This window comes from Streptomyces sp. NPDC087859, from assembly GCF_044742595.1.
Classification (GTDB): Bacteria; Actinomycetota; Actinomycetes; order Streptomycetales; family Streptomycetaceae; genus Streptomyces; species Streptomyces canus_F.
On sequence record NZ_JBIUUU010000010.1, the window covers coordinates 195484 to 217138 of the forward strand.

Annotated in this window: 21 protein-coding genes and 1 tRNA gene; 13 read left to right on the top strand and 9 right to left on the bottom strand. The window is 70.9% G+C overall.

Translation table 11 applies throughout. The features are described from left to right. Positions 1-99: 99 nt before the first annotated feature. The 6 genes from ACIOHP_RS25535 (at position 100) to ACIOHP_RS25560 (ending at position 5738) form a co-directional block, all read left to right on the top strand. Positions 100-750 carry a GntR family transcriptional regulator gene (locus ACIOHP_RS25535; RefSeq protein ID WP_401891195.1) on the top strand — a complete coding sequence of 217 codons (651 nt, stop codon included), beginning with the start codon at positions 100-102 and terminating at the stop codon, positions 748-750. 49 nt (positions 751-799) lie between these two features. Beyond that, positions 800-1549: a PIG-L deacetylase family protein gene (locus ACIOHP_RS25540; protein ID WP_401891198.1), complete on the top strand. Its 750-nt coding sequence runs from the start codon at positions 800-802 to the stop codon at positions 1547-1549. After that, entirely contained in the window at positions 1546-2250 is a 705-nt protein-coding gene (locus ACIOHP_RS25545; protein ID WP_361542936.1) for a 4-carboxy-4-hydroxy-2-oxoadipate aldolase/oxaloacetate decarboxylase, read from the top strand. The genes ACIOHP_RS25540 and ACIOHP_RS25545 overlap by 4 nt, the downstream gene beginning before the upstream one ends. A 32-nt stretch (positions 2251-2282) precedes the next feature. Continuing rightward, on the top strand, positions 2283-3341 hold the full coding sequence (locus tag ACIOHP_RS25550; RefSeq protein ID WP_401891490.1) for a 4-oxalomesaconate tautomerase: 1059 nt from the start codon (positions 2283-2285) through the stop codon (positions 3339-3341). Then, on the top strand, positions 3338-4288 hold the full coding sequence (locus ACIOHP_RS25555; RefSeq protein WP_401891202.1) for a VOC family protein: 951 nt from the start codon (positions 3338-3340) through the stop codon (positions 4286-4288). Before ACIOHP_RS25550 ends, ACIOHP_RS25555 begins: the two co-directional genes overlap by 4 nt. 115 nt (positions 4289-4403) lie before the next feature. Beyond that, entirely contained in the window at positions 4404-5738 is a 1335-nt protein-coding gene (locus tag ACIOHP_RS25560) for an MFS transporter (RefSeq protein WP_401891205.1), read from the top strand. A gap of 64 nt (positions 5739-5802) precedes the next feature. Here ACIOHP_RS25560 and ACIOHP_RS25565 read toward each other — a convergent pair whose 3' ends face one another. From ACIOHP_RS25565 to ACIOHP_RS25575, 3 genes are read right to left on the bottom strand one after another with little or no spacing between them, the layout of a single operon-like run. After that, positions 5803-6546, bottom strand: a complete 744-nt coding sequence (locus ACIOHP_RS25565) for an MBL fold metallo-hydrolase (protein ID WP_401891208.1) — start codon at positions 6544-6546, stop codon at positions 5803-5805. 28 nt (positions 6547-6574) lie between these two features. Further along, on the bottom strand, positions 6575-7492 hold the full coding sequence (locus tag ACIOHP_RS25570) for an alpha/beta hydrolase fold domain-containing protein (RefSeq protein ID WP_401891211.1): 918 nt from the start codon (positions 7490-7492) through the stop codon (positions 6575-6577). Between the two features lie 34 nt (positions 7493-7526). Beyond that, positions 7527-8105, bottom strand: coding sequence for a TetR/AcrR family transcriptional regulator (locus ACIOHP_RS25575; RefSeq protein WP_401891213.1), 579 nt, complete (start codon positions 8103-8105; stop codon positions 7527-7529). A 174-nt stretch (positions 8106-8279) separates the two neighbouring features. On the opposite strand from ACIOHP_RS25575, the gene ACIOHP_RS25580 reads away from it, so the two are divergent. Beyond that, a complete protein-coding gene (locus ACIOHP_RS25580) occupies positions 8280-9722 on the top strand; it encodes an MFS transporter (RefSeq protein ID WP_401891216.1) in 1443 nt (480 codons plus the stop codon). A gap of 71 nt (positions 9723-9793) precedes the next feature. Continuing rightward, positions 9794-9867 (top strand) — tRNA-Pro (locus ACIOHP_RS25585). 53 nt (positions 9868-9920) lie between these two features. Here ACIOHP_RS25585 and ACIOHP_RS25590 read toward each other — a convergent pair. The 4 genes from ACIOHP_RS25590 to ACIOHP_RS25605 all read right to left on the bottom strand — a co-directional run bounded on the left by ACIOHP_RS25590 (position 9921) and on the right by ACIOHP_RS25605 (position 15935). Next, on the bottom strand, positions 9921-11882 hold the full coding sequence (locus tag ACIOHP_RS25590; protein ID WP_401891218.1) for a right-handed parallel beta-helix repeat-containing protein: 1962 nt from the start codon (positions 11880-11882) through the stop codon (positions 9921-9923). Positions 11883-12016: 134 nt separating this feature from the next. Continuing rightward, on the bottom strand, positions 12017-12796 hold the full coding sequence (locus ACIOHP_RS25595) for an NPP1 family protein (protein ID WP_401891221.1): 780 nt from the start codon (positions 12794-12796) through the stop codon (positions 12017-12019). Positions 12797-12811: 15 nt separating this feature from the next. Further along, entirely contained in the window at positions 12812-13936 is a 1125-nt protein-coding gene (locus ACIOHP_RS25600; protein WP_361542910.1) for a glycoside hydrolase family 19 protein, read from the bottom strand. A 160-nt stretch (positions 13937-14096) separates the two neighbouring features. Then, a complete protein-coding gene (locus ACIOHP_RS25605) occupies positions 14097-15935 on the bottom strand; it encodes a glycoside hydrolase family 5 protein (protein ID WP_401891492.1) in 1839 nt (612 codons plus the stop codon). A 266-nt stretch (positions 15936-16201) separates the two neighbouring features. Here ACIOHP_RS25605 and ACIOHP_RS25610 point away from each other — a divergent pair, with 266 nt between their 5' ends. Then, positions 16202-17065: an LLM class flavin-dependent oxidoreductase gene (locus tag ACIOHP_RS25610; RefSeq protein ID WP_401891224.1), complete on the top strand. Its 864-nt coding sequence runs from the start codon at positions 16202-16204 to the stop codon at positions 17063-17065. 1 nt (position 17066) lies between these two features. On the opposite strand, the gene ACIOHP_RS25615 is transcribed toward ACIOHP_RS25610, so the two are convergent. Together ACIOHP_RS25615 and ACIOHP_RS25620 are read right to left on the bottom strand one after the other, a co-directional pair. Continuing rightward, positions 17067-17354, bottom strand: coding sequence for a DUF1905 domain-containing protein (locus ACIOHP_RS25615; RefSeq protein WP_361542901.1), 288 nt, complete (start codon positions 17352-17354; stop codon positions 17067-17069). 4 nt (positions 17355-17358) lie between these two features. Beyond that, the gene (locus tag ACIOHP_RS25620; RefSeq protein ID WP_401891227.1) at positions 17359-18162 is read right to left on the bottom strand and encodes a hypothetical protein; all 804 of its coding nucleotides are present in this window, start codon (positions 18160-18162) and stop codon (positions 17359-17361) included. 181 nt (positions 18163-18343) lie between these two features. Between ACIOHP_RS25620 and ACIOHP_RS25625 the strand changes: the two genes are divergently transcribed. From ACIOHP_RS25625 to ACIOHP_RS25640, 4 genes are all read left to right on the top strand, one after another. Then, positions 18344-18466 carry a putative leader peptide gene (locus ACIOHP_RS25625; protein ID WP_323185116.1) on the top strand — a complete coding sequence of 41 codons (123 nt, stop codon included), beginning with the start codon at positions 18344-18346 and terminating at the stop codon, positions 18464-18466. A gap of 116 nt (positions 18467-18582) precedes the next feature. After that, a complete protein-coding gene (locus ACIOHP_RS25630) occupies positions 18583-19449 on the top strand; it encodes a glutathione S-transferase C-terminal domain-containing protein (RefSeq protein ID WP_401891231.1) in 867 nt (288 codons plus the stop codon). A gap of 437 nt (positions 19450-19886) precedes the next feature. Continuing rightward, on the top strand, positions 19887-20870 hold the full coding sequence (locus ACIOHP_RS25635; protein ID WP_401891234.1) for an amino acid ABC transporter permease: 984 nt from the start codon (positions 19887-19889) through the stop codon (positions 20868-20870). Then, positions 20867-21652: an amino acid ABC transporter ATP-binding protein gene (locus ACIOHP_RS25640; RefSeq protein WP_361542890.1), complete on the top strand. Its 786-nt coding sequence runs from the start codon at positions 20867-20869 to the stop codon at positions 21650-21652. The genes ACIOHP_RS25635 and ACIOHP_RS25640 overlap by 4 nt, the downstream gene beginning before the upstream one ends. Positions 21653-21655 lie beyond the last annotated feature (3 nt).

The window sequence follows — 21655 nt, forward strand, 5'->3', positions numbered from 1 at the left end:
CATGGACGACAAGCATGCGTGCAATACAGCGGACAAAATTGTTGACAATCTTGTCTGGCTAGATTTAGGTTCGACAGGCACTCACTCAGGGAGGGCACGATGCCGAAAGAAGCCCGTCCGAGCACCGGGGAGCAGGCCAAGCAGCATGCGCTCGCGCAGCTGCGGCAGGCGATCCTGCACGGCGAGATGGCACCGGCGCAGCGGCTGGTGGAGAACGAGCTCGCCGAGCAGTTCGGTGTGACGCGGGCCAGCATCCGCGCGGCACTCATCGACCTGGAGTCCCAGGGGCTCGTGGAGCGGATCCGCAACCGTGGTTCACGGGTGCGGGTCGTGACCGTGGACGAAGCGGTCGCCATCACCGAGTGCCGCATGGTCCTCGAAGGGCTGTGCGCGGCGAAGGCGTCGGTCGCGGCGAGCGATGAGCAGCTGATCGAACTCACCGACCTCGGTACGGCCATGTCCAAGGCCGTCGCCGACGGGGAGCCGGTCACCTACTCCGAGCTCAACCACGAACTGCACGTCCGTATCCGGGAGTTCTCCGGCCAGCAGACCGCGCAGGAACTGCTGGAGCGGCTCAACGCCCAACTGGTGCGTCACCGCTTCCAGTTGGCGCTGCGTCCGGGGCGTCCGCAGCAATCCCTGAACGAGCATCTGGCCATGATCGAGGCGATCAGGGCCAGGGACCCGCAGGCGGCCGAGACGGCCGTCCGCGCCCACCTCACCAGCGTGATCGAGGCGCTGCGCGACTGATCACGGTGGCGTGGGGCGGGCGCTCACCTGTCAGCAAGGAGACTTCAGCATGACCCAGGCCAATGCGCCCGCCGGCCCACGATCGACACTTGTCATCACCGCGCACGCCGGCGACTTCGTGTGGCGTGCGGGTGGCGCCATCGCCCTGGCGGCGTCCCGCGGGGAGAAGGTCACCATCGCCTGTCTGACCTTCGGTGAGCGCGGTGAGTCCGCCAAGGCGTGGCGCGAGGGCAGGAAGCTGGACGAGATCAAGGCGATACGCCGGGAGGAGGCGGAGCGGGCCGCAGCCACCCTCGGCGCCGAGGTCCGCTTCTTCGACGCCGGCGACTACCCGCTGCTGGTCACCCCCGAACTGACCGACCGGCTCGTCGAGGTCTACCGCGACACCCAGCCCGACGTCGTGCTCACCCACCCCGTCGAGGACCCGTACAACGGCGACCACCCGGCCGCCAACCGCATGGCCCTGGAGGCCCGCGTCCTCGCGCAGGCCATCGGCTACCCCGGCCCCGGCGAGATCATCGGCGCCCCGCCGGTCTTCTTCTTCGAGCCGCACCAGCCCGAGATGAGCGGCTTCAAGCCCGAGGTCCTCCTCGACATCACCGAGGTCTGGGACACCAAGCGCCAGGCCATGGAGTGCCTCGCGGCCCAGCGGCACCTGTGGGACTACTACACCGACCTCGCCGTCCGCCGGGGCGTCCAGCTCAAGCGCAACGCCGGCCCGAACCTGGGCCTGCCCCACCAGACCATGGCCGAGGCGTACATGCGTCCCTACCCGCAGATCGCGAAGGAGCTGGCGTGAGCGGCGTGATCGTCACCAACCCGCCGAAAGCGGAGCTGAAGGACGTCGACGCGCTGGCCGGCTACGGCGTGGCGACGGTGAGCGAGGCGATGGGCCGAACCGGCTTGCTGGGCCCGGAAGTCCGCCCGATCCAGCAGGGCGTACGAGTCGCAGGTACGGCCGTCACCGTCCTCAGTTGGCCCGGCGACAACCTCATGATCCACGCCGCCGTCGAGCAGTGCGGCGAGGGTGACATCCTGGTCGTCACCACCACCTCGCCGTGCACGGACGGCCTGTTCGGCGAGCTGTTCGCGACCGCCCTGAAGCAGCGCGGGGTGCGCGGCGTCGTCACCAACACCGGCATCCGCGACACCCAGGAACTGCGGGACATGGGCTTCGCCGCCTGGTCCCGCGCGGTCTCCTCGCAGGGCACGGTCAAGGCCACCGGCGGTTCGGTCAACGTGCCGATCGCCATCGACGGCCGGCTGATCCGCCCCGGCGACGTGATCCTCGCCGACGACGACGGCGTCGTGGTCGTCCCGCGTGAGCGCGCCCGGGAGACGGCTCTGAGGTCCGAGGCCCGGGAGGCCAAGGAGGCCGCCACCCGCGCCGCCTTCATCGACGGCCAACTCGGCCTGGACCGCTACGGATTGCGGGACACCCTCAAGCGCCTCGGCGTCGAGTACCGGTCGTACGAGGAGTACGCGGGGGAGACGCCGTGACCTCCGTACCCGAGGAGGTGCCCTGTCTGCTGATGCGGGGCGGCACCTCCAAGGGCGCCTATTTCCTCGCCGACGACCTCCCCGCCGAACCCGCCCTGCGCGACGACCTGTTGCTGCGCATCATGGGCAGTCCGGACGAGCGGCAGATCGACGGTCTGGGCGGCGCGCACCCGCTCACCAGCAAGGTGGCCGTCGTCTCGCCGTCCGCCGATCCACAGGCCGACGTCGACTATCTCTTCCTCCAGGTCGTCGTCGACCGGCCCGAGGTGAGCGATCGTCAGAACTGCGGGAACATCCTCGCCGGTGTCGGCCCCTTCGCCGTCGAGCGCGGACTGGTCCCGGCGGGGGAGGAGCGCACCCGCGTCCGGATCCGCATGGTCAACACCGGCGACCACGCCACGGCGACCTTCCCCACCCCCGGCGGCCGTGTCGACTACACCGGCGACGCCGAGATCTCCGGAGTGCCGGGAACGGCCGCTCCCGTGGTGATCGAGTTCCCGGCGGGAGCAGGCACGTTGCTGCCCACGGGAAGCGTCCGCGACGAGATCGACGGCGTCCAGGTGACCTGCGTGGACAACGGAATGCCGACCGTGCTGATCGCCGCCGGCTCGCTGAAGGTCACCGGGTACGAGTCGCCCAAGGACCTGGAGGAGGACCTGACGCTCGCCGACCGGCTGCGTCGGATCCGCCTGGAGGCGGGCCGGCTCATGGGCCTCGGCGACGTCTCGGACACCACCGTCCCCAAGCTCACCCTCCTCGCCCCGCCCAGGGAGGGCGGCGCGGTCACCACCCGCACCTTCATACCGGTGCGCTGCCACACCTCGATCGGTGTGCTCGGCGCGGCCAGCGTCGCCGCCGGGCTGCGGATCGACGGCAGTGTGGGGGCGGATCTCGCGGAGCTTCCGCCCGGCCGTGACCGGATGCGCATAGAACATCCCACCGGATTCCTCGACATCGAAAGCAGCCTCGGAGCCACCCCCGAAGGCCTCCCCACCGCCCGCCGCACGGCCGTGGTCCGCACGGCCCGCAAGATCTTCGACGGCACCGTCTTCCCCAGGGCCGCCGCACGACCCCAAGGAGGTCACCGATGACTCCGCCGCTCGGCGACATCGCGCACATCGGCCACGCCCAGCTGTTCACCCCGGACCTGGACGCCAGCGTCGGCTTCTTCACGGACTACCTGGGCCTCACGGTCAACGGACAGGACAGCGACACCGTCCGTCTGCGGACCTTCGACGACTACGAGCACCACAGCCTGGTCCTCACCGCCCGCGAACAGCCCGGCCTCGGCCGGCTCGCCCTGCGCACCTCCAGCGAGGAGGCCCTCCATCGCCGTGTCGAAGCGATCGAGGCGGCGGGAGGCACCGGCAAGTGGGTCGAGGACGAACCGGGTATCGGCCGCCTCTACGTCACGACCGACCCGGACGGTCATGAACACGCCCTGTACTGGGAGAGCGAGCACTACCGCGCCCCCGCGGAGCTCAGGCCCGCGCTGAAGAACCAGCCGCAGGCCAAACCCAACCGGGGCGTGGGCGTACGGCGCTTGGACCACATCAACTTCCTCGCCGCCGACGTGCTCGCCAACGCCGAGTTCCAGCAGAACCTCCTGGGCGCCCGGCCCACCGAGCAAATCCGGCTGGACAGCGGGAGGATCGCGGCGCGCTGGCTGACGTACACGAACAAGTCGTACGACGTCGTCTACACCTCGGACTGGACCGGCAGCACCGGACGGCTGCACCACATCGCCTTCGCGACGGACACCCGCGAGGACATCCTGCGCGCGGCCGATCTCGCCATCGACAGCGGTGTGTTCATCGAGACGGGCCCGCACAAGCACGCCATCCAGCAGACGTTCTTCCTCTACGTCTACGAGCCGGGCGGCAACCGCATCGAGCTGTGCAACCCGCTCACGCGGCTCGTCCTCGCGCCTGACTGGCCGCTGATCACCTGGACCGAGGAGGAGCGCAAGAAGGGGCAGGCCTGGGGTCTGCGGACCATTGAGTCGTTCCATACGCACGGGACGCCGCCGGTGGTCTGAGCTGGGCAAAGGGGCCGCTCGCCAATGATTGTCGATTAGATTGTTGACAAAAACGTTGACTCTTGGCGGGCGGCTCCTTAGCGTCTAGCGCACCAAGCACGAGAGGTAACCAACGATGTCTTCCTCCCCCTCCCCCGCTCTGTCCGCTCGCGGCAGCAGACTGGCCCTCCTGGTCGTCGGTCTGTGCTGGCTGGCCGTGCTCTTCGACGGCCTCGACATGTTCATCTACGGCTCGGTGCTGCCGCACCTGCTGGAGACGAAGACCTTCGGCCTCACCGCCGACCAGGCCGGCGACCTCGGCTCCTACGCCACCTTCGGGATGCTGATCGGCGCGCTCACCGCCGGCACCGTCGCCGACCGCGTCGGCCGCAAGAAGCTGATGATCGCCTGCGTGACCCTCTTCTCGCTGGCCTCCGGCGTCTGTGCCATGGCGGGCAGCGTCGAGGTCTTAGGCCTCGGCCGCACCCTTGCGGGCATCGGCCTCGGCGGCCTGCTGCCCACCGCGATCAGCATGGTCTCCGACTACGCCCCGCGCGGCCGCGGCGCCCTCGTCATCGGCCTGCTGATGACCGCCCACCACGCGGGCGGCATCCTCTCCGCCTACGTCGCCAAGTGGCTCATCGACCCCGTCGGCTGGCGCGCCGCCTTCTGGGTCTGTGTGCTCCCGATGCTCTTCGCGCCGGTGCTCGCCAGGTTCCTGCCCGAGTCGCTGAGCTTCCTCGTCGCCAAGGGCCGCACCGAGGAGGCCCGCGCGCTGGCCGAGCGGTACGACGTCGCACTGCCCGCCGCCAAGGGCGGCAAGCAGGCCGCGGCCGAGCGCTGGAACTCGCTGCTCAACCTGTTCCGCGGCGGCGAGTGGATCCAGACCCTGCTGTACTGGCTCGCTTCCTTCGGCGGGCTGCTCCTGGTCTACGGCGTCGCCACCTGGCTGCCCACCCTGATGCGCGGCGAGGGCTACGAGCTCGCCAACGCGCTGACCTTCGTCGTCGTCTTCAACCTCGGCGGCATCGTGGGCATGCTCGTCGCGGGCCGGGCCGCCGACCGCTTCGGTGCCCCGCGCATCTCGGCACTCTGGTTCGCGCTGACCGCCGCGGGCGTCTTCCTGCTCAGCGTCCACATGCCGATGGGCGTGACCATGGCGGTCGTTTTCCTCACCGGGGTCTTCCTCAACAGCGCCCAGACGATGATCTACGCGACGGTCTCGATCGCCTCCACCCCGGACAGCCGTGCCACCGCGGTCGGCTGGACCTCCGGCATGGGCCGCTTCGGCGCCGTCTTCGGCCCGTGGCTCGGCGGCCAGCTGCTCGCGGCGGGCAACGGGCAGTTCGGCTTCACCGCCTTCGCGATCGCCGGACTGTCGTCCATGGTCTTCATCGGCATCGCGGCACTGCGCGGCTCCCGGCCGGCCGCGCGGAGCGGCGCCGATCAGGAGCTGGTCGGCGCCCACTGACCGAGTCGGGGACAAGGACGGAAGCCGGTCACCGCATGTGCTGCGGGGACCGGCTTCCGGCAGGTCAGAGGTCCACGACGAGGTCCGGGGCGGCGATGCCGAGGGGGCCCGCGAAGGCTTCACCGGCCGCTTCCAGAGCCGCCCCCGTGGCGGTGCCCGGCCACAGGTGGGTGAGCAACAGCCTTGCCGCACCCGCCTGTCGGGCGTACCGGCCGGCCAGGCGCGCGGTCAGCAGATACGGGGCGTCGCCGGGCGACGGGACCCGGTGGACGTACGTCGCCTCGGACAGGAGGAGATCCGCACCCTCCGCGAGGCGCGGGACGTCCTCGCTCGGACCGGTGTCGCCGGTGTAGACGAGCACCGCCTGCGGAGTGCTGATCCGGAGGCCGGCGTTGGGCACGAAGTGCGGCAGGAGCCGGGTGCCGACGGTGAAGGGGCCGATCCTCAGCCGGTCGCCGGGACGGAACTCGTGGAGGCGGTACGCGGCGGCGAGCATGCTCGGCCTGTCGAGGGCGAGGACGGCGTCGAGTGCCCCGTGCGGGGCGTGCACCGGCAACGCGGGCGGCGGTTCGTCGCTCAACCCCCGTGCGCGGAGCAGGGGGTTGAGGTCGGCGCAGTGATCGGGGTGGCCGTGGCTGACCAGGACGGCGTCCACGGCGTCGACGGTGAGGTGCGCCAACAGGCGCGGCAGCGTCGCGTATCCGGGGTCGACCAGGAGGCGGAAGCCGTCGTACTCGACCACGTAGCCGCTGCATGCCTGCGTGGCGGTGGGCCAGGCGCCGCAGCCGCCGAGAACTGTCAATCGCATGGCCCGGCAGCTTAGTTCGGCTCGGTCGTCAGCCGACGGCTTCCCGCAGGTGCCGGGCGATGAGCGCGTACGACTCCCGCGCCTTCACCTCGTCCTTGCCGTCGTAGCCGTGGTCGGCGCCGGCCACGTCGTGGTGCCCGGCCAGCGCGCCCAGGGACCGCAGCCGGTCGGCGTAGCTCTGGGCCTCCGCCTTCAGGAGGTCGTACTCGGCCGTGACGATCAACGCCGGGGCGATGCCCTTCAGGTCGGCGGTGTCCGACGGGTGCGCGGGGGAGGCGAGCCGGTCGCGACGCAGCCCTACGTCCGGGATGTACGAGGTGTCGAAGACGTCGGCCATCCAGGGCCGCAGCATCGGCCGGGCGACGGCCGCCCTCTTGTGCCGGGCGCCGGTCGCCAGGTCGAGCGGCGGGTAGTGCAGGACCTGGAGGGCGATCTGGGGCCCGGCCTCCTCCAGCGCCTGCCGGGCCACGGCTGCCGCGAGCCCGCCGCCGGCGCTCTGCCCGCCCACCGTGAGCCGGCCGCCGTCCCAGCCCTGCTCGGTGCCGTGCTCGGCGACCCAGCGGACGACCTCGTAGGCCTGCCGGGGCGGCGTCGGGAACGGGTGCTGCGGGGCGACCACGTAGTCCACGTTGATCACGACCACGCCCGCCTCCGCGGCCAGGAACCGGCACAGCGGGTCGTCCAGCTCGGTCAGCGTCATGACGTATCCGCCGCCGTGGAAGTTGACGTGCACCGGGGGTGTCGCGCCCCCGGTGACGGCCGGCAGATAGACCGTGGCCCGGGCCGGGGCGACCGACGCCGGGATCGTCAACTCCCGTACCCTGCGCGGGAACTCGGGGAAGCGGGCGTACGACGAGGTGGCCAGACGCCGGCCGGCCAGCCGGGTCGTTCGCTGCATCGCCCTGGCCGCGAGGGCGGCGATCGGGGGTCGAGCCAAGAGGGGCATGCGGCCGAACTTACTTGAGTCAGGCAAGGAGAAGCTAGACCTTGGTGCGCACGCCGTCCAGGGCGATGGACATGACCCGCCTGCGCTGGGCGTCGTCGTCGAAGGACGTCGCGGTGATGCCCGCGACCATGCGCAGCAGATCGGTGAAGTCCATGTCGGTGCGCGCCTCGCCCGCCCGCTGGGCCCGCTCGAGCAGGGGAGTGCCGGCGCCGTACATCGACGTGCGGCAGGCGGTGAAGATCTCCGTCTCGTCGTTGAGGGCCTCGCGGACGGCGCGCTTGGTCACCATGTAGTCCGCGAACCGGTCGAGCCATGCGGTCAGGGCGTCCCAGGGCTCCTGGTCGGCCACCTCCTCGGCGACCCGCACCAGGGTGTTCACCTCGTCCGCGTACACGGTCTCGAAGAGATGGCGCCTGGTGGGGAAGTTCCGGTACAGCGTGCCGATGCCGACGCCCGCCCGCCGGGCGATGTCCTCCAGGGAGGCCTCCGCCCCGTGCTCCGCGAAGGCCTCGCGGGCGGCGGCCAGCAGGGCGTCGTAGTTGCGGGCGGCGTCCTTCCGGGTCGGCCGGCGGGCCGCGACGATCTCGCTGACGGGGGACGGCTGGGCGGTCACGGAAGCCTCCCGGGGCTGAAACGGAGGTCCACCTCCGTTCCGGGTTGAAGCGGAGGTGTGCCTCCGCTAGAGTGGAGGCGTGCCTCCACTTTACCAGTCGAGGTGCGTCCCTGCCCTTTCCGCGACCGCTTCCCACGAGGCTCCGGCCGCACTCTGTGTTCGGAGAGGCTCTCCATGCCCCGCAAGTCCACCCGCCTCACCTTCGCGGTCCTCGCGACCGGTGCCGGCGTCTTCGCCATGCTGCAGTCGCTGATCGCGCCGGCCCTGCCGACCGTCCAGCACGCGCTGCACACCTCGCAGTCCACCGCGACCTGGGTGATGACGGCGTATCTGCTGTCCGCCTCGGTCTTCACCCCGATCCTCGGCCGCGTCGGCGACCTGATCGGCAAGAAGCGCACCCTGGTCGGCGTCCTGCTCGTCGTTCTGGCGGGCTGTCTGCTCGCCGCCCTGGCGCCGAACATCGGCATGCTGATCGTCGCCCGGGTCGTCCAGGGCGTCGGCGGTGCCCTCTTCCCGCTGTCGTTCGGGATCATCCGCGACGAGTTCGCCCCGTCCGAGGTCCCCGGCAGCATCAGCAACCTGTCCGCCGTGATCGCCGCGGGCGGCGGCGTCGGCATCGTCGCGGCCGGACCCATCGTCTCCGCGCTCGACTACCGCTGGCTGTTCTGGATCCCTGTCGCGGTCGTCGCGGCAACTACTGTGATCGCCCTGCGCTACGTCCCCGAGTCACCCAACCGGGCCGAGGGCAAGGTCAGTTGGCTCGGCGCCGTCCTGCTGTCGGCGTGGCTGGTGGCCCTGCTGCTGCCGCTGAGCCAGGCGGGCACATGGGGCTGGGGGTCGGCCCGGGTACTCGGCCTGTTCGCCGTGGCCGTCGCCCTGTTCGTGCTGTGGCTGCTGGCCGAGGCCCGCTCGCGTTCCCCGCTGATCGACCTGCGTATCATGCGGCTGCCCGCGGTCTGGACGACCAACACCGTCGCGCTGCTCTTCGGCGCGGGCATGTACGCGCTCTGGTCCTTCCTCCCGGCCTTCGTGCAGACGCCGAGCTCGGCCGGGTACGGCTTCGGCGCGAGCGTCACGACCTCCGGACTGCTGATGCTGCCGATGCTGCTGGCGATGTTCTGCTCCGGCATCCTGAGCGGCCGGCTCGCACCCGTGGTCGGGGCGAAGGCGCTGCTCACCACCGGGGCCGCGCTCGGCGCGGTGGCCCTCGCATTCCTCGCCCTCTGGCACGCCGCGCAGTGGCAGATCGCCGTCGTCGCGGGAGTGTTCGGCCTCGGCATCGGACTGGCCTTCGCCTCGATGGCCAACCTGATCGTCGGCAGCGTGCCGCCCGAGCAGACCGGCGCCGCCACCGGTATGAACGCCAACATCCGCACCATCGGCGGCTCCATCGGCGCCGCGGTCACGAGCGTCCTGGTCACCGGCCGGCTCCAGCCCTCCGGTCTGCCGTACGGCTCCGGCTACACCCACGGCTTCACCCTGCTCGCGGTCCTGTGCCTCGCCGCCGCCCTGGCCGCCCTGCTGGTGCCGGTCCGCCGGACGGGCCGTGCGACCGGGACGGCGCGAGCCACGGGCGAACCGTCTGAAGCCGGCCGGCCGACGGCCGTACGCGGCTGACGTCCGCCGCCGTCACGTCCATGCGGTAGGGTTTACCTGCGTGTTCCCGCGGTTCGCCGGGGGAGTCGCACCGGGACGTGGCGCAGCTTGGTAGCGCACTTGACTGGGGGTCAAGGGGTCGCAGGTTCAAATCCTGTCGTCCCGACGGTGTGAAGGGCCTTCGCGGGCAGCAGCCTGCGAGGGCCCTTCGTCGTTCCGTCAGCGCGTGCCCAGCCGCTGCCGGTACTGCGGCAGCGGTCCGGCGTTCGCCAGCACGGCGGCGCAGCGGGCGTCGGCCGCGCACGCCTGTCCGGGCTCGCGCGGGGGCAGCAGGGTGTTTCCGGTGAACTCGAGGTCGTGCGGGTCTCCGCACCCCTCATCGGGGTGTGCCTCGTCGGCAGGCGGCCAGGCCCCGGGGAAGTCCCGCCGCTCCAGCCACGAGGGCACCGCGTCGTCCCAGAAGTTGCCGCGGTAGCGCACGTTGCGGACGGGGCGGTCGCCCCATTCCTCGCTGCATCCGCCGATGGCGGCGACATAGTCGTAGACCGCGTTGCCGTCCACGGTGGTCCAGTTGGTGCTGTCGTCCGTGTAGATCCCGACGTTCCACTCGCCGTGCTTGCTGCTCGTCACCGCGTTGCCGCTGATGACGGCGCCGTCGGCGAACGAGGTGCCCTGTTCGCCCCGCAGGTAGATGCCGCCGCCGTCGGCCAGGAGCCGGTTCGTCGCGAAGACGTGGTTGCCGAGGATGCGGTTGCCGCGCATGATGCCCCGCAGGTCGTCGGCGGGGCCGGACAGGATGCCGGTGTAGGGCACGTGGTCGACCTGGTTGTGCGCGATGGTGGTGTCCTGGGTCGCGGTGTCCCAGATCGCGGAGGCGGCGTGGTACTCCGCGCCGATGTGATGGATCCGGTTGTTGGTGATCCGGTTGCCGCGGTTGGTGCCCCTCTGGTCCGGCGGGACCACTCCCATCAGGATTCCACCGTCGGAGACGTCGTCGACGAGGTTTCCGTCGACGGTGTTGTACGAGCTGTTCCGCGACAACTCCAGTGCCTGGGCGCCGAGGCGGGTGAACCGGTTGCCCTCCAACGTGATCCGCTCGGCGGTGCGGAAGGCGACCGTACCGGGCACCGTCAGCAGCCGCGCGTCGTCGCCCGTTCCGGGCCGCAGATACATGCTCCACGCGGAGGGGAACCCGGCGGGCTCACTGGGCGCCAGCCAGGTGGCGTCCGCGAACGTCGGGCCCCGGAAGCCGACGTCGTGCAGGGGACGGCCCGGTCGGCCGGTGCCGGTGACCAGGTTCTCCAGGACCGGCGCGATCACGTCGGCGCGGCGCATGTCCTGACCGGGGCGCGGGAAGTAGAGCAGTTCGTGGTGACCGGGGCGGGAGCGGTCGAGGTACCAGCTACCGGGCTCGCGCCGGAAGCTGGGGGAGTTCTCGACGGCCGTCGGCGACGTGAGCAACTCCGGCCCTCCGTAAAGGGTTTGGGCCAGATCCCAGCACGGCTGGTCCATCCTGATGGATGTGCCGGAGACGCCGGCGACGCCGCAGCGGCCCTCGACATAGCCGCCGCGGTAGACGAACTCGATGTCTGCGGGGTTCTTCCAACTGCGCGGCACGGTGCTGGTGGTGATGTAGCCGCTCTTCGTCACCTTCAGTGTGCCGTCGAACCCGGCGCCCTCGCGGGAGAGCCGGGTGGCGCGGCGCCCGTCGACGTACAGCTGCCGGGTCTCCAGAGCTCCCACGTCCGCGCGCCAGAAACCGTGCGGCCCCGGGGCCGGTCGCCAGCCGGAGATCCGGCGGCCGCCGCTGAGGGTGACCCGCTCCTGCCGCGGGGTCCCGTAGCCGTACGCCTGGTAGATCACCCCGGAGTCACCCGCGGCCTCCGACAGGCGCAGCGGCTCCTTGAGGGTGTACGTCCCCCCGCGCAGGTTCACCACCAGGCCGGCCGTCCGCTCCGGTGCCCGGGCGCGTGCGGCCTGTTGTGCGCGTACCGGGGTGGCGAAGGGGCGGTCCAGGGTGCCGGGCCAGGAGTCCTTGCCCCACGGGGCGACGTACAACTGCGGTGCCGCTGCGGGCTGCTCGGCCGACGCCGTGATCGGCAGGACCGTCATCGCCACTGCCATCGCCAGCGCCACCGCGATCGGCGCGCCCGCTCTCGTCCGCTTGTGCGGGATCACCATGCTTCCCCCAGGGTGAGTTGTGTCTCCACCCTGGGGGAAGCGGGAGATGGCGGGCATCGGGCGATCGTCGACGGAAGAACCATCCTCGGATGGCGCGGGCGGCTACCAAAGTAGGCGGACCGCGGCCATGCCTGTCATGCGTACGGGTCGAACGCGATCCCTGACGGCTTCGAGGCGGCGAGGTGGTACGAGAAGTCGCCGTCGTCGATCTTGAGGGTCGCCGAGCCGAAGTCCGCGCCGATCAGCTTGTCGCGGTAGCCGGCCGGATAGCCGTTCCAGCCGACGAGCCGGGGGAAGAACCAGTTGCCGGTGGCGTTCTCCGCCGGTTCGTCGTTGCCGTTGGCGAAGCGGAAGCAGTGGGTCGAGATGCCGTCCTTGTGGTAGACGATCTTCGGGTGGGTGCCGTCGAAGCGGACCGCCGAGCGGGCGGCCACCTGGTAGCCGCTGTGCTGGGACACCGACACGTACTGGACCTGGTCGTTGCTGACCCACACCACGACGTGCTCCCAGTCGTGCCGGTGTCCGATGGCCGCCGGGCCGAGCGTCGCCTGGTCCTTCTCGAAGTAGCTGGCGTACATCACGGCACACCAGCCGTTGTTGCACTTCGCGCGTGAGTAGGTGTTGGCGTTGGCCAGCTGGGCGGGGTCGTGGCACTTGCCGTTGACGTCGCCCCCGAGCTTGAGGCCGGGGTTGAGGGTGCCGTCGGCGCCGATCGCCGCGGTGGCGTAGCAGCCGTCGCGGTCGTAGTCGTACGCGGGGGAGAAGGTCTGCTCCAGGCCGTCGGCGTTCTGGGGGAGCAGGGTCAGCACGTCCGCGTGGGCGGTCGCCGGGACCGCGACGACGAACGTCAGCGCGCCGAACGCGCCGATGAGCGCCTGGGCGAGGGGCCTCGACCGGAATTTCGACTTGGGCATCAGCGGGCCGCCTTGTCAGCAGTAGAGGTTGGCGCCCGGCGCGACGCCGAGGATCGAGGTGAACCGGTTGTAGGCGTCGACGCGGCTCTGCACCTGGGCCGGGTTCCTGCCGTCGCACTCCAGGGAGCCGTTGATGCTGCGGATCGTCTGCCCGAAGCCGGCCTGGTTGACCATGGCGTTGTGCGGGGTCATCGTGCCGGGCCCGGACTGGGTGTTCCAGTACCACAGGCCCGTCTTCCAGGCCACGGCCGAGTCGTTCTGCACCAGCCAGGGGTTGCCCAGGAGGTCGATGCCGAGGGCGTCGCCCGCGGCCTTGTAGTTGAAGTTCCAGCTGAGCTGGATCGGTCCGCGGCCGTAGTAGGCGGCCTGGCCCGCCGGGCAGCCGTACGGGCGGCTCCAGTCGCAGTAGGTCGGGTAGTTGGCGGTGTTCTGCTCGACGATGTGGACCAGTCCGCCGGTCTCGTGGTTGACGTTGGCCAGGAACGCGGCCGCCTCCTGCTTCCTCACCGTGTCACTGCCGGTGCCGGCGAAGCCGGGGTAGGCGCTGAGGGCCGCGGTGAGTCCGCCGTAGGTGTAGAAGGAATTCCTGTTCGGGAACATCTGGTTGAACTGGGCCTCGGAGACGACGAACCCGGACGGCGTGCTGCCGCCGCCGCTCGCGGGCGCGTTCCACTTCTGGTTCGCCCCGCCGGAGCAGGTCCAGATCTGCAGCCGGGTGCCGTTGGCGCTGCTGTTGTCCCGGACGTCCAGGCACTTGTTCGCGGCCGGATTGACGATGTCGCGCGCCGCGGTGACCACCCACTGCTGGTTGGCGCCGCCCGAGCAGCCCCACAGCTGGACCGCCGCGCCGTCGGCGGTGCCGCGGTCGACGACGTCCAGACACTTGCCGAGCGCGCGCAGGGTTCCGTCACCGGAGTTGGACCAGATCTGGGCACCTGTTCCGTTGCAGTCGTAGAGCTGTACGGCGGTGCCGTCGGCGCTGCTCGCGCCCGCGACGTCGACGCACTTGCCCGCGAGGCCGGTGATCGAGCCGGTGGCCGCCTGGGCGGGCGTCGCGGTGAACAGGGCGGCGAGGACGGCGAAGAGCGCGGCGAGGACCGTGAGCCGGGTACGGGACCGTAGGCGATCGGAGAGGGGCATGGCTGAGGACGCTCCTGGGGTGTGTCGGGGGGTGAGTGCGTCACACGTGGCGTTGCTGACGTGAAGCTAAAGGTATGGACCAGTCGCGTCAAGAGTTGAAGTAAGTATTGAAGTAGGCGAGTTGAGGCGTCCGGGTCCGCCATGGGCGCGGGCTGTCCGGTCAGCCGAGTCCGCGGCAGTAGAGCGCGTCCGGCGTGCGGGACGAGCCCACCCGGCCCGTGTACGCGATCCCGGCCGCGTACTCGTCGTCCGCGCACTGCCCCTTGTACCGGCCGTACGCGAAGTCGCCGCCCTGGGGACCCGTGCCCCTGTCGTCGCCCCGGTCGAACCAGACGGTACGACCACTCGTACCGAGCCTCCCGGGCGGGGCGGCCGCGCACAGGGCGGCGGAGACGGCGGAGCCGCGGACGCTGTACCCGGTCAGGAACTGCCCATCGGCGCACTGGAGTTTGGTGTACCCGGACGCCCAGTCCCGACCCGGCGCGACATACCGCTGGTCCGTGACCACCTCGTGTCCGCCGGCCGGATCCCACAAGGCCCCGGTGGACACGTCCGAGCACAGCCCCCGGTTGCCGGTGTGGCTGAGTCCGAGCAGCCGCTGCCCGTCGGGGCAGACGGCCTTGCGGGCGCCGGAGTCCCAGTCGGGCTGCGCCCGCATCCGCCGTGACGCGACGAAGTCACCGTGGTCGGGGCTGAGCATGGACCAGTCCGGTACGCGGGCCACCGTCCCGGTCCGGCCCTCGGCCTCGATGAGCCGGGTCCAGGCGGCGGCCCGCCAGTCGTCCCCGTCGTACACGCCCATACGGCGGCCCTCGGCATCCCAGTGCAACAGCGCCCAGCCGTTGCCCTTGCGGTTCTCGTGCCAACCGACGAGCGGCCAGTAGGCGAAGTCGGCGTCGGTGCGGATGAGTTGGTCCACGAAGTTCTCGAACCAGGCGCGTTGCCTCGTACCCGTCTCGTCGCGTCCTCCGACGCCGAACTCGCTGATCCAGACGGGGGCGGTGAAGTGCCGGTCCTGCTCCGCGGCCACGAAGAAGGCCTGGCGGTTCAGGGTGCCGATCAGTTCGGCGGGACTGAGGTCGCGGTAGCGGGGGTCGCTGGTCTCGCCCGTTCCGGTGGCGCCGCTGTGGTTCGGGCCGGTGTAGTCGTAGAAGTGGGCCGAGTACACGAGCTTGTCGGAGTCGACGAGGGTGTGCGACAGCCGGCGTACCGGCTCCAGGGTGGGGCGTTCATGGGCGAGTCCGTCGACGGGGATGCCGGTCCAGTTGATGCCCTCGACGATGATCAGGAGGTCCGCGTTTGCCTCCGTGAGGATGCGGTCGCCCACGCGCTGTGAGGCGGCGAACCAGTCGTGGTCGTCGCCGAGACCCCAGTTGGGGTCGTCCCAGACGTTGCGGCGGACCTCGTTGTAGAGATCGGCGCCGACGACCCGCTCGTTGTCCCGGTAGCGGCGGGCCATGAACAGCCAGTCGCTCTCCAAGGCCGCGGCGGTCCGACTCGCGTTCCAGCGTTCGTTGCCGTCGACGCCGCAGCACCAACGGGTCGTGTTGGTGTGGTTGTTGAGGATCACGGCGAGCCCGGACGCGGTGAGTCGGTCCACCACGGCGTCGTAGACCTGGAGCGGTGTTCTGCCGCGCAGGGCGGGGTTGGCGGCGACGGACTCGTCCGTGACCGGGCGGGTGTCGTGGATCATCTCGTTGGAGAAGGGCAGCCGGATGCTGTTGATCCCGATCTCACGGAAGCCGGCGATGATCTCGGCCATGGGCGCGCGGTCCAGGCCGAGTGGCATCCGGCCGGAGTTCTCCCCGGCGTGGTGGTTCGCGTCGTCCTCCGTGCTGCCCGACCCGTTCCACGTGCCGCTGGCGCCGTGCCAGTTGCCGGAGCGCAGCTTGAAGCGGTGTCCGTCGGCGTCCACGATCCAGCGGCCCCGGGTGCTCAGGGGAGCCGTCCAGCCCGGTGCGGCCGCGGCTGCCTCGGGGGCGGTCGTCAGTGATGTCATCAGGAGCGCGGTGGCCAGTGTGGCCCTGACGAGGAATCCGAGCATGGCCACCATCCCGAGGACCGCGTCGACACTGTGGTTGTCATGGCAGCGTCATCATGGAGGGTGGTCCGGCATTGGTCCAGTCCTGGTGCGCCGCGGGTTGCCGTGCCGGGGGCGGCCACCGGTGACTTCAAGCCGGTTGGCCTGTGCGCACCCGTCCCGCGATCGCGGCAGGCGAAGGCATGATGGCGTCGACCGTGCGTTCCCCATGAACGGAGGCACACATGGACATCGGAATCGGCCTGCCCAACACGGTGCCCGGCACCGGTCCCGAGGCCCTTCTCGACTGGGCCCGGCGGGCGGAAGAGGCCGGATTCAGCACTCTCGGCACCATCGGGCGGCTGGTGTACGGCGGTTACGAGGAACTGATCGCCCTCACCGCCGCGGCCGCGGTGACCAGCCGGATACGGCTCACCACCAGCGTGCTGCTGGCGCCGCTCTACACGAACTCCGCGCTGCTCGCGAAGCAGGCCGCCTCGCTGGAGCGGATATCGGGCGGCCGTTTCGTCCTCGGTGTGGGGCTGGGCGCCCGGGATGACGACTACGCGGCCGGCGGGGTGTCCACGCAGGGCAGAGGCCGGCGCCTGGACGAGCAGCTCGCCGAGATGAAGCGCGTCTGGGCCGGAGAGGAGTACGGGTTCGCCGGAGCGATCGGGCCCCGCCCCGGCCGCGAGGGCGGCCCCGAACTCATCCTGGGCGGCTCCACGGAGGCGAGCTTCAGGCGCGTCGCCGAGTTCGCCGACGGCTGGATCATGGGCGGCGGTTCGCCGGACATGTTCGCCGAGGCGGCGGCCGGCGTCGACGCCGCCTGGCACAAGGCGGGGCGCGTCGGTACGCCGCGCAAGCTGTCGCTGGCCTACTTCGGGCTGGGCCCCGACGCCCGCGCCCAGGCGGACGCCTACCTGCTGGACTACTACGGCTTCCTCGGCGATGTCGCCCAGCAGATCGCGGGCAGCGCCGCGGTGAGCGCGCAGATGGTCAAGTCCTACGTCGAGGCGTTCGCGGCCGGCGGCTGCGACGAACTCATCTTCGTCCCCACCGGATCGGGGCTCGACCAGATCGACCTGCTCGCCGAGGCGATCACCTGAGTCAGAGCAGGACGGTCAGCCGCACGGAGACGTCGTCGCCTGCCGCGATGCACTGCGGCTTGCGTACGGCGTTCTTGAGCGGCAGCAGATAGCAGCCGTCCTTGGGGAAGAGCGACGTCGTGAAGGCGGTCGCGCCGATGCGTGCCTCGACCGGGATCACCCCCCAGCCGTAGGTGGCCATCGCGGCCACCTCGCGGATGTCGGCGGACTCCTCGTCCGGAACGGGAAGGAAGTAGTAGGGCGCCGGACCGCGCCACTCGATGACACGGCCGGTGAAGGAGAGCTCCATGAGGTCATTGTCCGGCCTGGAGCTCCCGGTGCAGCCGTCGCGTCCAGGGGTGGTCCCCGCTGAAGACGCGCGTGAAGAGGGGCAACAGCTCGGCGAGTCGGGTCTCCCCGGCCGACGCGTCCCCGTGGCGCCGGGTCAGCCGGCCCACGTGGAAGGCGTTGAGAAGGGTGTGCGGGTGTTCGTGGCCGAGGGCGGCGGTGCGGTCCTCGAGAAGGGTGGTGAACAGGCGCAGTGATTCCCGGGGTTCGCCCTCGGCCTCGGTCCAGCCCGCGATGTTGTGGCGTACGGCGAGGGTGTGCGGATGGGCCGGGCCGTTGACCCGGTGCTCGTCGTCGAGGAGAGCGCGGCATGCGGCCAGGGCTCGGGCGCGGGCGCCGTGGGCTGCCGTCCAGTAGGCCGTGTTGTGGCGGGTCAGGAGGGTTTCCGAAGCCTCCGGGCCCAGGATCCGTTCCGTGTCGCGGTGGAGCTCGGTGTACTGGAGGGCGGCTTCCTGGGCGTCGCCCGTCTCTCCGGTCCAGCGGGCGAGATCGTCGCGCAGCAGGCGCAGGGCCCGGTGGTCGCGGTCGTCGAGTCGCTCCCGGTACACGTCCAGCAGCTCCTGGGTCTGCTGTCTGGCCTGCGGGGCCCGGCCGCACACGCCTGTCCAGTACGCGACACCGTGCCGTACGACGAGCGTGAACCAGGCGTCGTCCCCGAGCCGGGTACGGCAGTCCGCCTCCAGCCCGGTGAGCAACCGCAACGCGTCGGCGGCGTTGCCCGTGGCGCCGATCGTGGACGCGTTCAGATGGCGCTCGCGCAGCAATGCCATGGAGCCCGCCCCCGCCTGCTTCGTCGGCCGCGCTCCCAGAGTAGCCAGCGGCGCGCTTCCCCAGAAGGTGGCCGACCGCACGTCCCGGACCGCGGGTGACCGCCTCGTGGACGCCCTCTTGACGTCCTCGCGCGGCCGATCGACACTCCAGATGGGAATCCTAGTGAACAGGTAGGGAAACATGAGGCGCCTTGAGTCGGCAGTCGGCCGAGTGAGCCGTACCTCTCGGCCGTCGCCTCTTCTGACCTCCCGCCGCCACATCGACCTGCAGCGCGTCTGCAGTGCGATCCGCCGGCTCGGCTGAGCCCGGCCCGTCCCCGCGCCCCGCGCCCCGCCGCCGCGCACCGGCGCACCCCCCTGTCCTGGCCCGACGTCGCTTCCGCCGCGCGTACGTCCGCGCGCCCACACCCGGGGAGATCCATGTCCGTCACACCGCTCGCTCCCGCCTCGACCGCGCAGTCCACCGCCGCGTTCCGGGGCCGGATCGGCCGGGACGCGCGCAGCGGGCACTACGCCGTGCCGCGCCGCTACCGGCTGCATCTGTCGCCCGCCTGTCCGGACGGACTGCGCATCGCCGTCGTCCACAGCCTCCTCGGCCTCGACGACGCCTGCCCCGTGACGTTCCTCGACGCGATCCCCGACTGTCCCGACGGCGGCCACACAGCGCTGCGCCCGCTCTACGAGGCCAGCGCGCACCGGTACAAGGGCGCCGCCGTCGGTCCCGTGCTCAGTGACGACTGGTCGGGCCGCATCGTCAGCACCCATGCCCCGGACATCACACGTGACCTCGCCCGCTTCGGCGGCGACCGCCCGGCGCTGTACCCGTGCGGCGCGGAGTCGGAGACCGAGGCCGTGGAGCGGCTGTGCGCCCAGGGCATCGAGCGGGCCGCGCAGGAGGCCGGCACGGCGGGCACCGACCCGGACGCGCGTGCCGCGGCGCTCGACACGCTGCTGGAGACCCTGGCCTCGCTGGAGCGCTGGCTCATCGGACGGGAGTATCTGATCCGCGATCAGATCACGGCCGCGGACGTCGAGTTGTGGGTCACGCTGGTCCAGCTCGACACCGTGCACCGCCATCACCTGGACGCCTCCGCCGTGCAGCGGATCGCCGCCCACCCCGCACTGTGGGCGTACGCCCGCCGGCTGGCGGCCCACCCCGACTTCGGCGCGCACCTCGACCTCGACGGCATCGCCCGTCGCCACCATGCCCACTGCCGTGGCCTGGAGGCCGCGGGCTCGGCCGTGCAGATCCTGGACTGGGCGGCGCACACCGCGCGGACCCGCTAGCCGTTCCACCTGGTGGACCGGCGTTGACAGACGCTCGGACAACTGGCTTCACTTACGGCACTCTTGACGCAGAAGGGCCTTCGAGGCCCCTGAGAACGATGACGGTGACGGACATGTACGCAGCTCCCAGGACGGCCACGCGCCGTACCTCGAGCTGCGTACCGCCGTACGCGAACCTCCTTGTCGCCGATCGCTCCGTCGACCTCCTGCGCGTGAACAGCGCACTGTGTACCGCACCGGGCCGAGCCCGCTGTCGGGGCTGACGTCCCCCTCCGCAGCCCCCGCGTTCCCGACGAACACCGCCCGCGCGGTGTGCCGTTGTCCGCCCAGCCCCCGGTTCCCGTGCGTCCCCGTGTGCCACGACCTGCCGTAGAACGGCCGTCGTAGCCACGTCCCGTGCGCCCGTGTCCGGGGATCCGATCCCGCCGGAGCCCCTCATGAGTGAACCCCCAGGCGCCGCTGTCTCCGTCACGGAGCCGCCGCCGATCTCCGACAGCCCGTCAAGACAGCTGACCGCACAGCGAGTTCTGCCGCTGCGGCGGCCCGGACGCTGGATCGCCACCGCCGTCGTCCTGGTCCTCACGGCCCAGTTCGTGCACGGCCTGGTGTCCAACCCCTTCTATCAGTGGGACCGGTTCGGCTACTGGTTCCTGCGGCCGACGATCCTCGACGGACTGCTGGTCACCCTCGAAGTCACCGCCTACAGCGCGGTGCTGGGTCTCCTCGGCGGTATCGTCCTCGCGCTGGCCCGGCTCTCGAAGAGCCCCGTCCTGCGGGCGGTCAGCTGGATCTACATCTGGACGTTCCGCTCCATCCCGCTGATCGTCATCCTGCTCTTCCTCTACAACTTCAGCGCCCTGTACCAGACGCTCAGCGTGGGCGTCCCCTTCGGGCCGGCCTTCTTCACCTTCGACGAGTCCCGGCTCGCCACCGACATCGCCGTAGCCGTCGTCGGTCTGAGCCTGAACCAGGCGGCGTACGCCGCCGAGGCGGTCCGCGGCGGCATCCTCTCCGTCGACCAGGGCCAGCACGAGGCGGCCGCCGCACTCGGGCTGCCGAAGGGCTACCAGTTCCGCAAGGTCGTCTTCCCGCAGGCCCTGCGCTCCATCACGCCGAACTACGTCAACCAGCTCATCGACCTGGTCAAGGCCACCTCGCTGGTGTTCTACGTCTCCCTGCTCGACCTGTTCGGCGCCGCCCAGACGATGGGCGCCACCTACCCCGGCGACATCGTGCCGCTGCTGCTGGTCGTCACCGTCTGGTATCTCATCCTGACCACAGTCGTCTCCGTCATCCAGTTCTACGTCGAGCGGTACTTCGCCCGGGGCGCCACCCGCACCCTGCCGCCGACCCCGTTGCAGAAGCTGCGCACCGCCCTCACCGACCTGCGCGCCCGTATCCGCAGGGAGGCCGCCGTATGACCACCGCGACCGTCAAGGCCGTGCCCGCCGCCGTCGAGGTCCACGACGTGCACAAGTGGTACGGGACCCATCGCGTCCTGGACGGCGTCGACCTGAGCGTGCGGCCCGGCGAGGTCACCGTGATCCTCGGTCCGTCCGGCTCCGGCAAGTCCACCCTGCTCCGGGTCGTCAACCACCTGGAGAAGCCGGAGATCGGCCACGTCAGCATCAACGGCGAACTGATCGGCGTACGCCGGCACGGCGAGCGGCTCAAGGAGCTGAGCGAGCGTGCCATCCTCGCCCAGCGCAGCAGGATCGGGTTCGTCTTCCAGAACTTCAACCTCTTTCCGCACCTGACCGTGCTGGAGAACGTCGCCGCGGCCCCGGCGGCCACCGGACAGCTCGACCGGACCGCGGCCCGGCGACTCGCCGGCGAACTCCTGGACCGGGTCGGCCTCGCCGACAAGGCGGCCGCCTATCCGCGGCAGCTGTCCGGCGGACAGCAGCAGCGCGTGGCCATCGCCCGCGCCCTCGCCCTGCGGCCCGGCGTCATCCTCTTCGACGAGCCCACCTCCGCTCTCGACCCCGAACTCGTCGGCGAGGTCCTCGCCGTCATCAAGGACCTCGCGAAGAGCGGGACCACCCTGGTGATCGTCACCCACGAGATCGGCTTCGCCCGGGAGATCGCCGACCGGGTCGTCTTCATGGACGGCGGCCGGATCGTCGAACAGGGCCCGCCCGCCGAGGTCCTGGACAGGCCGCGGCACGAGCGGACCCGGGACTTCCTCAGCAAGGTGCTCTGACCC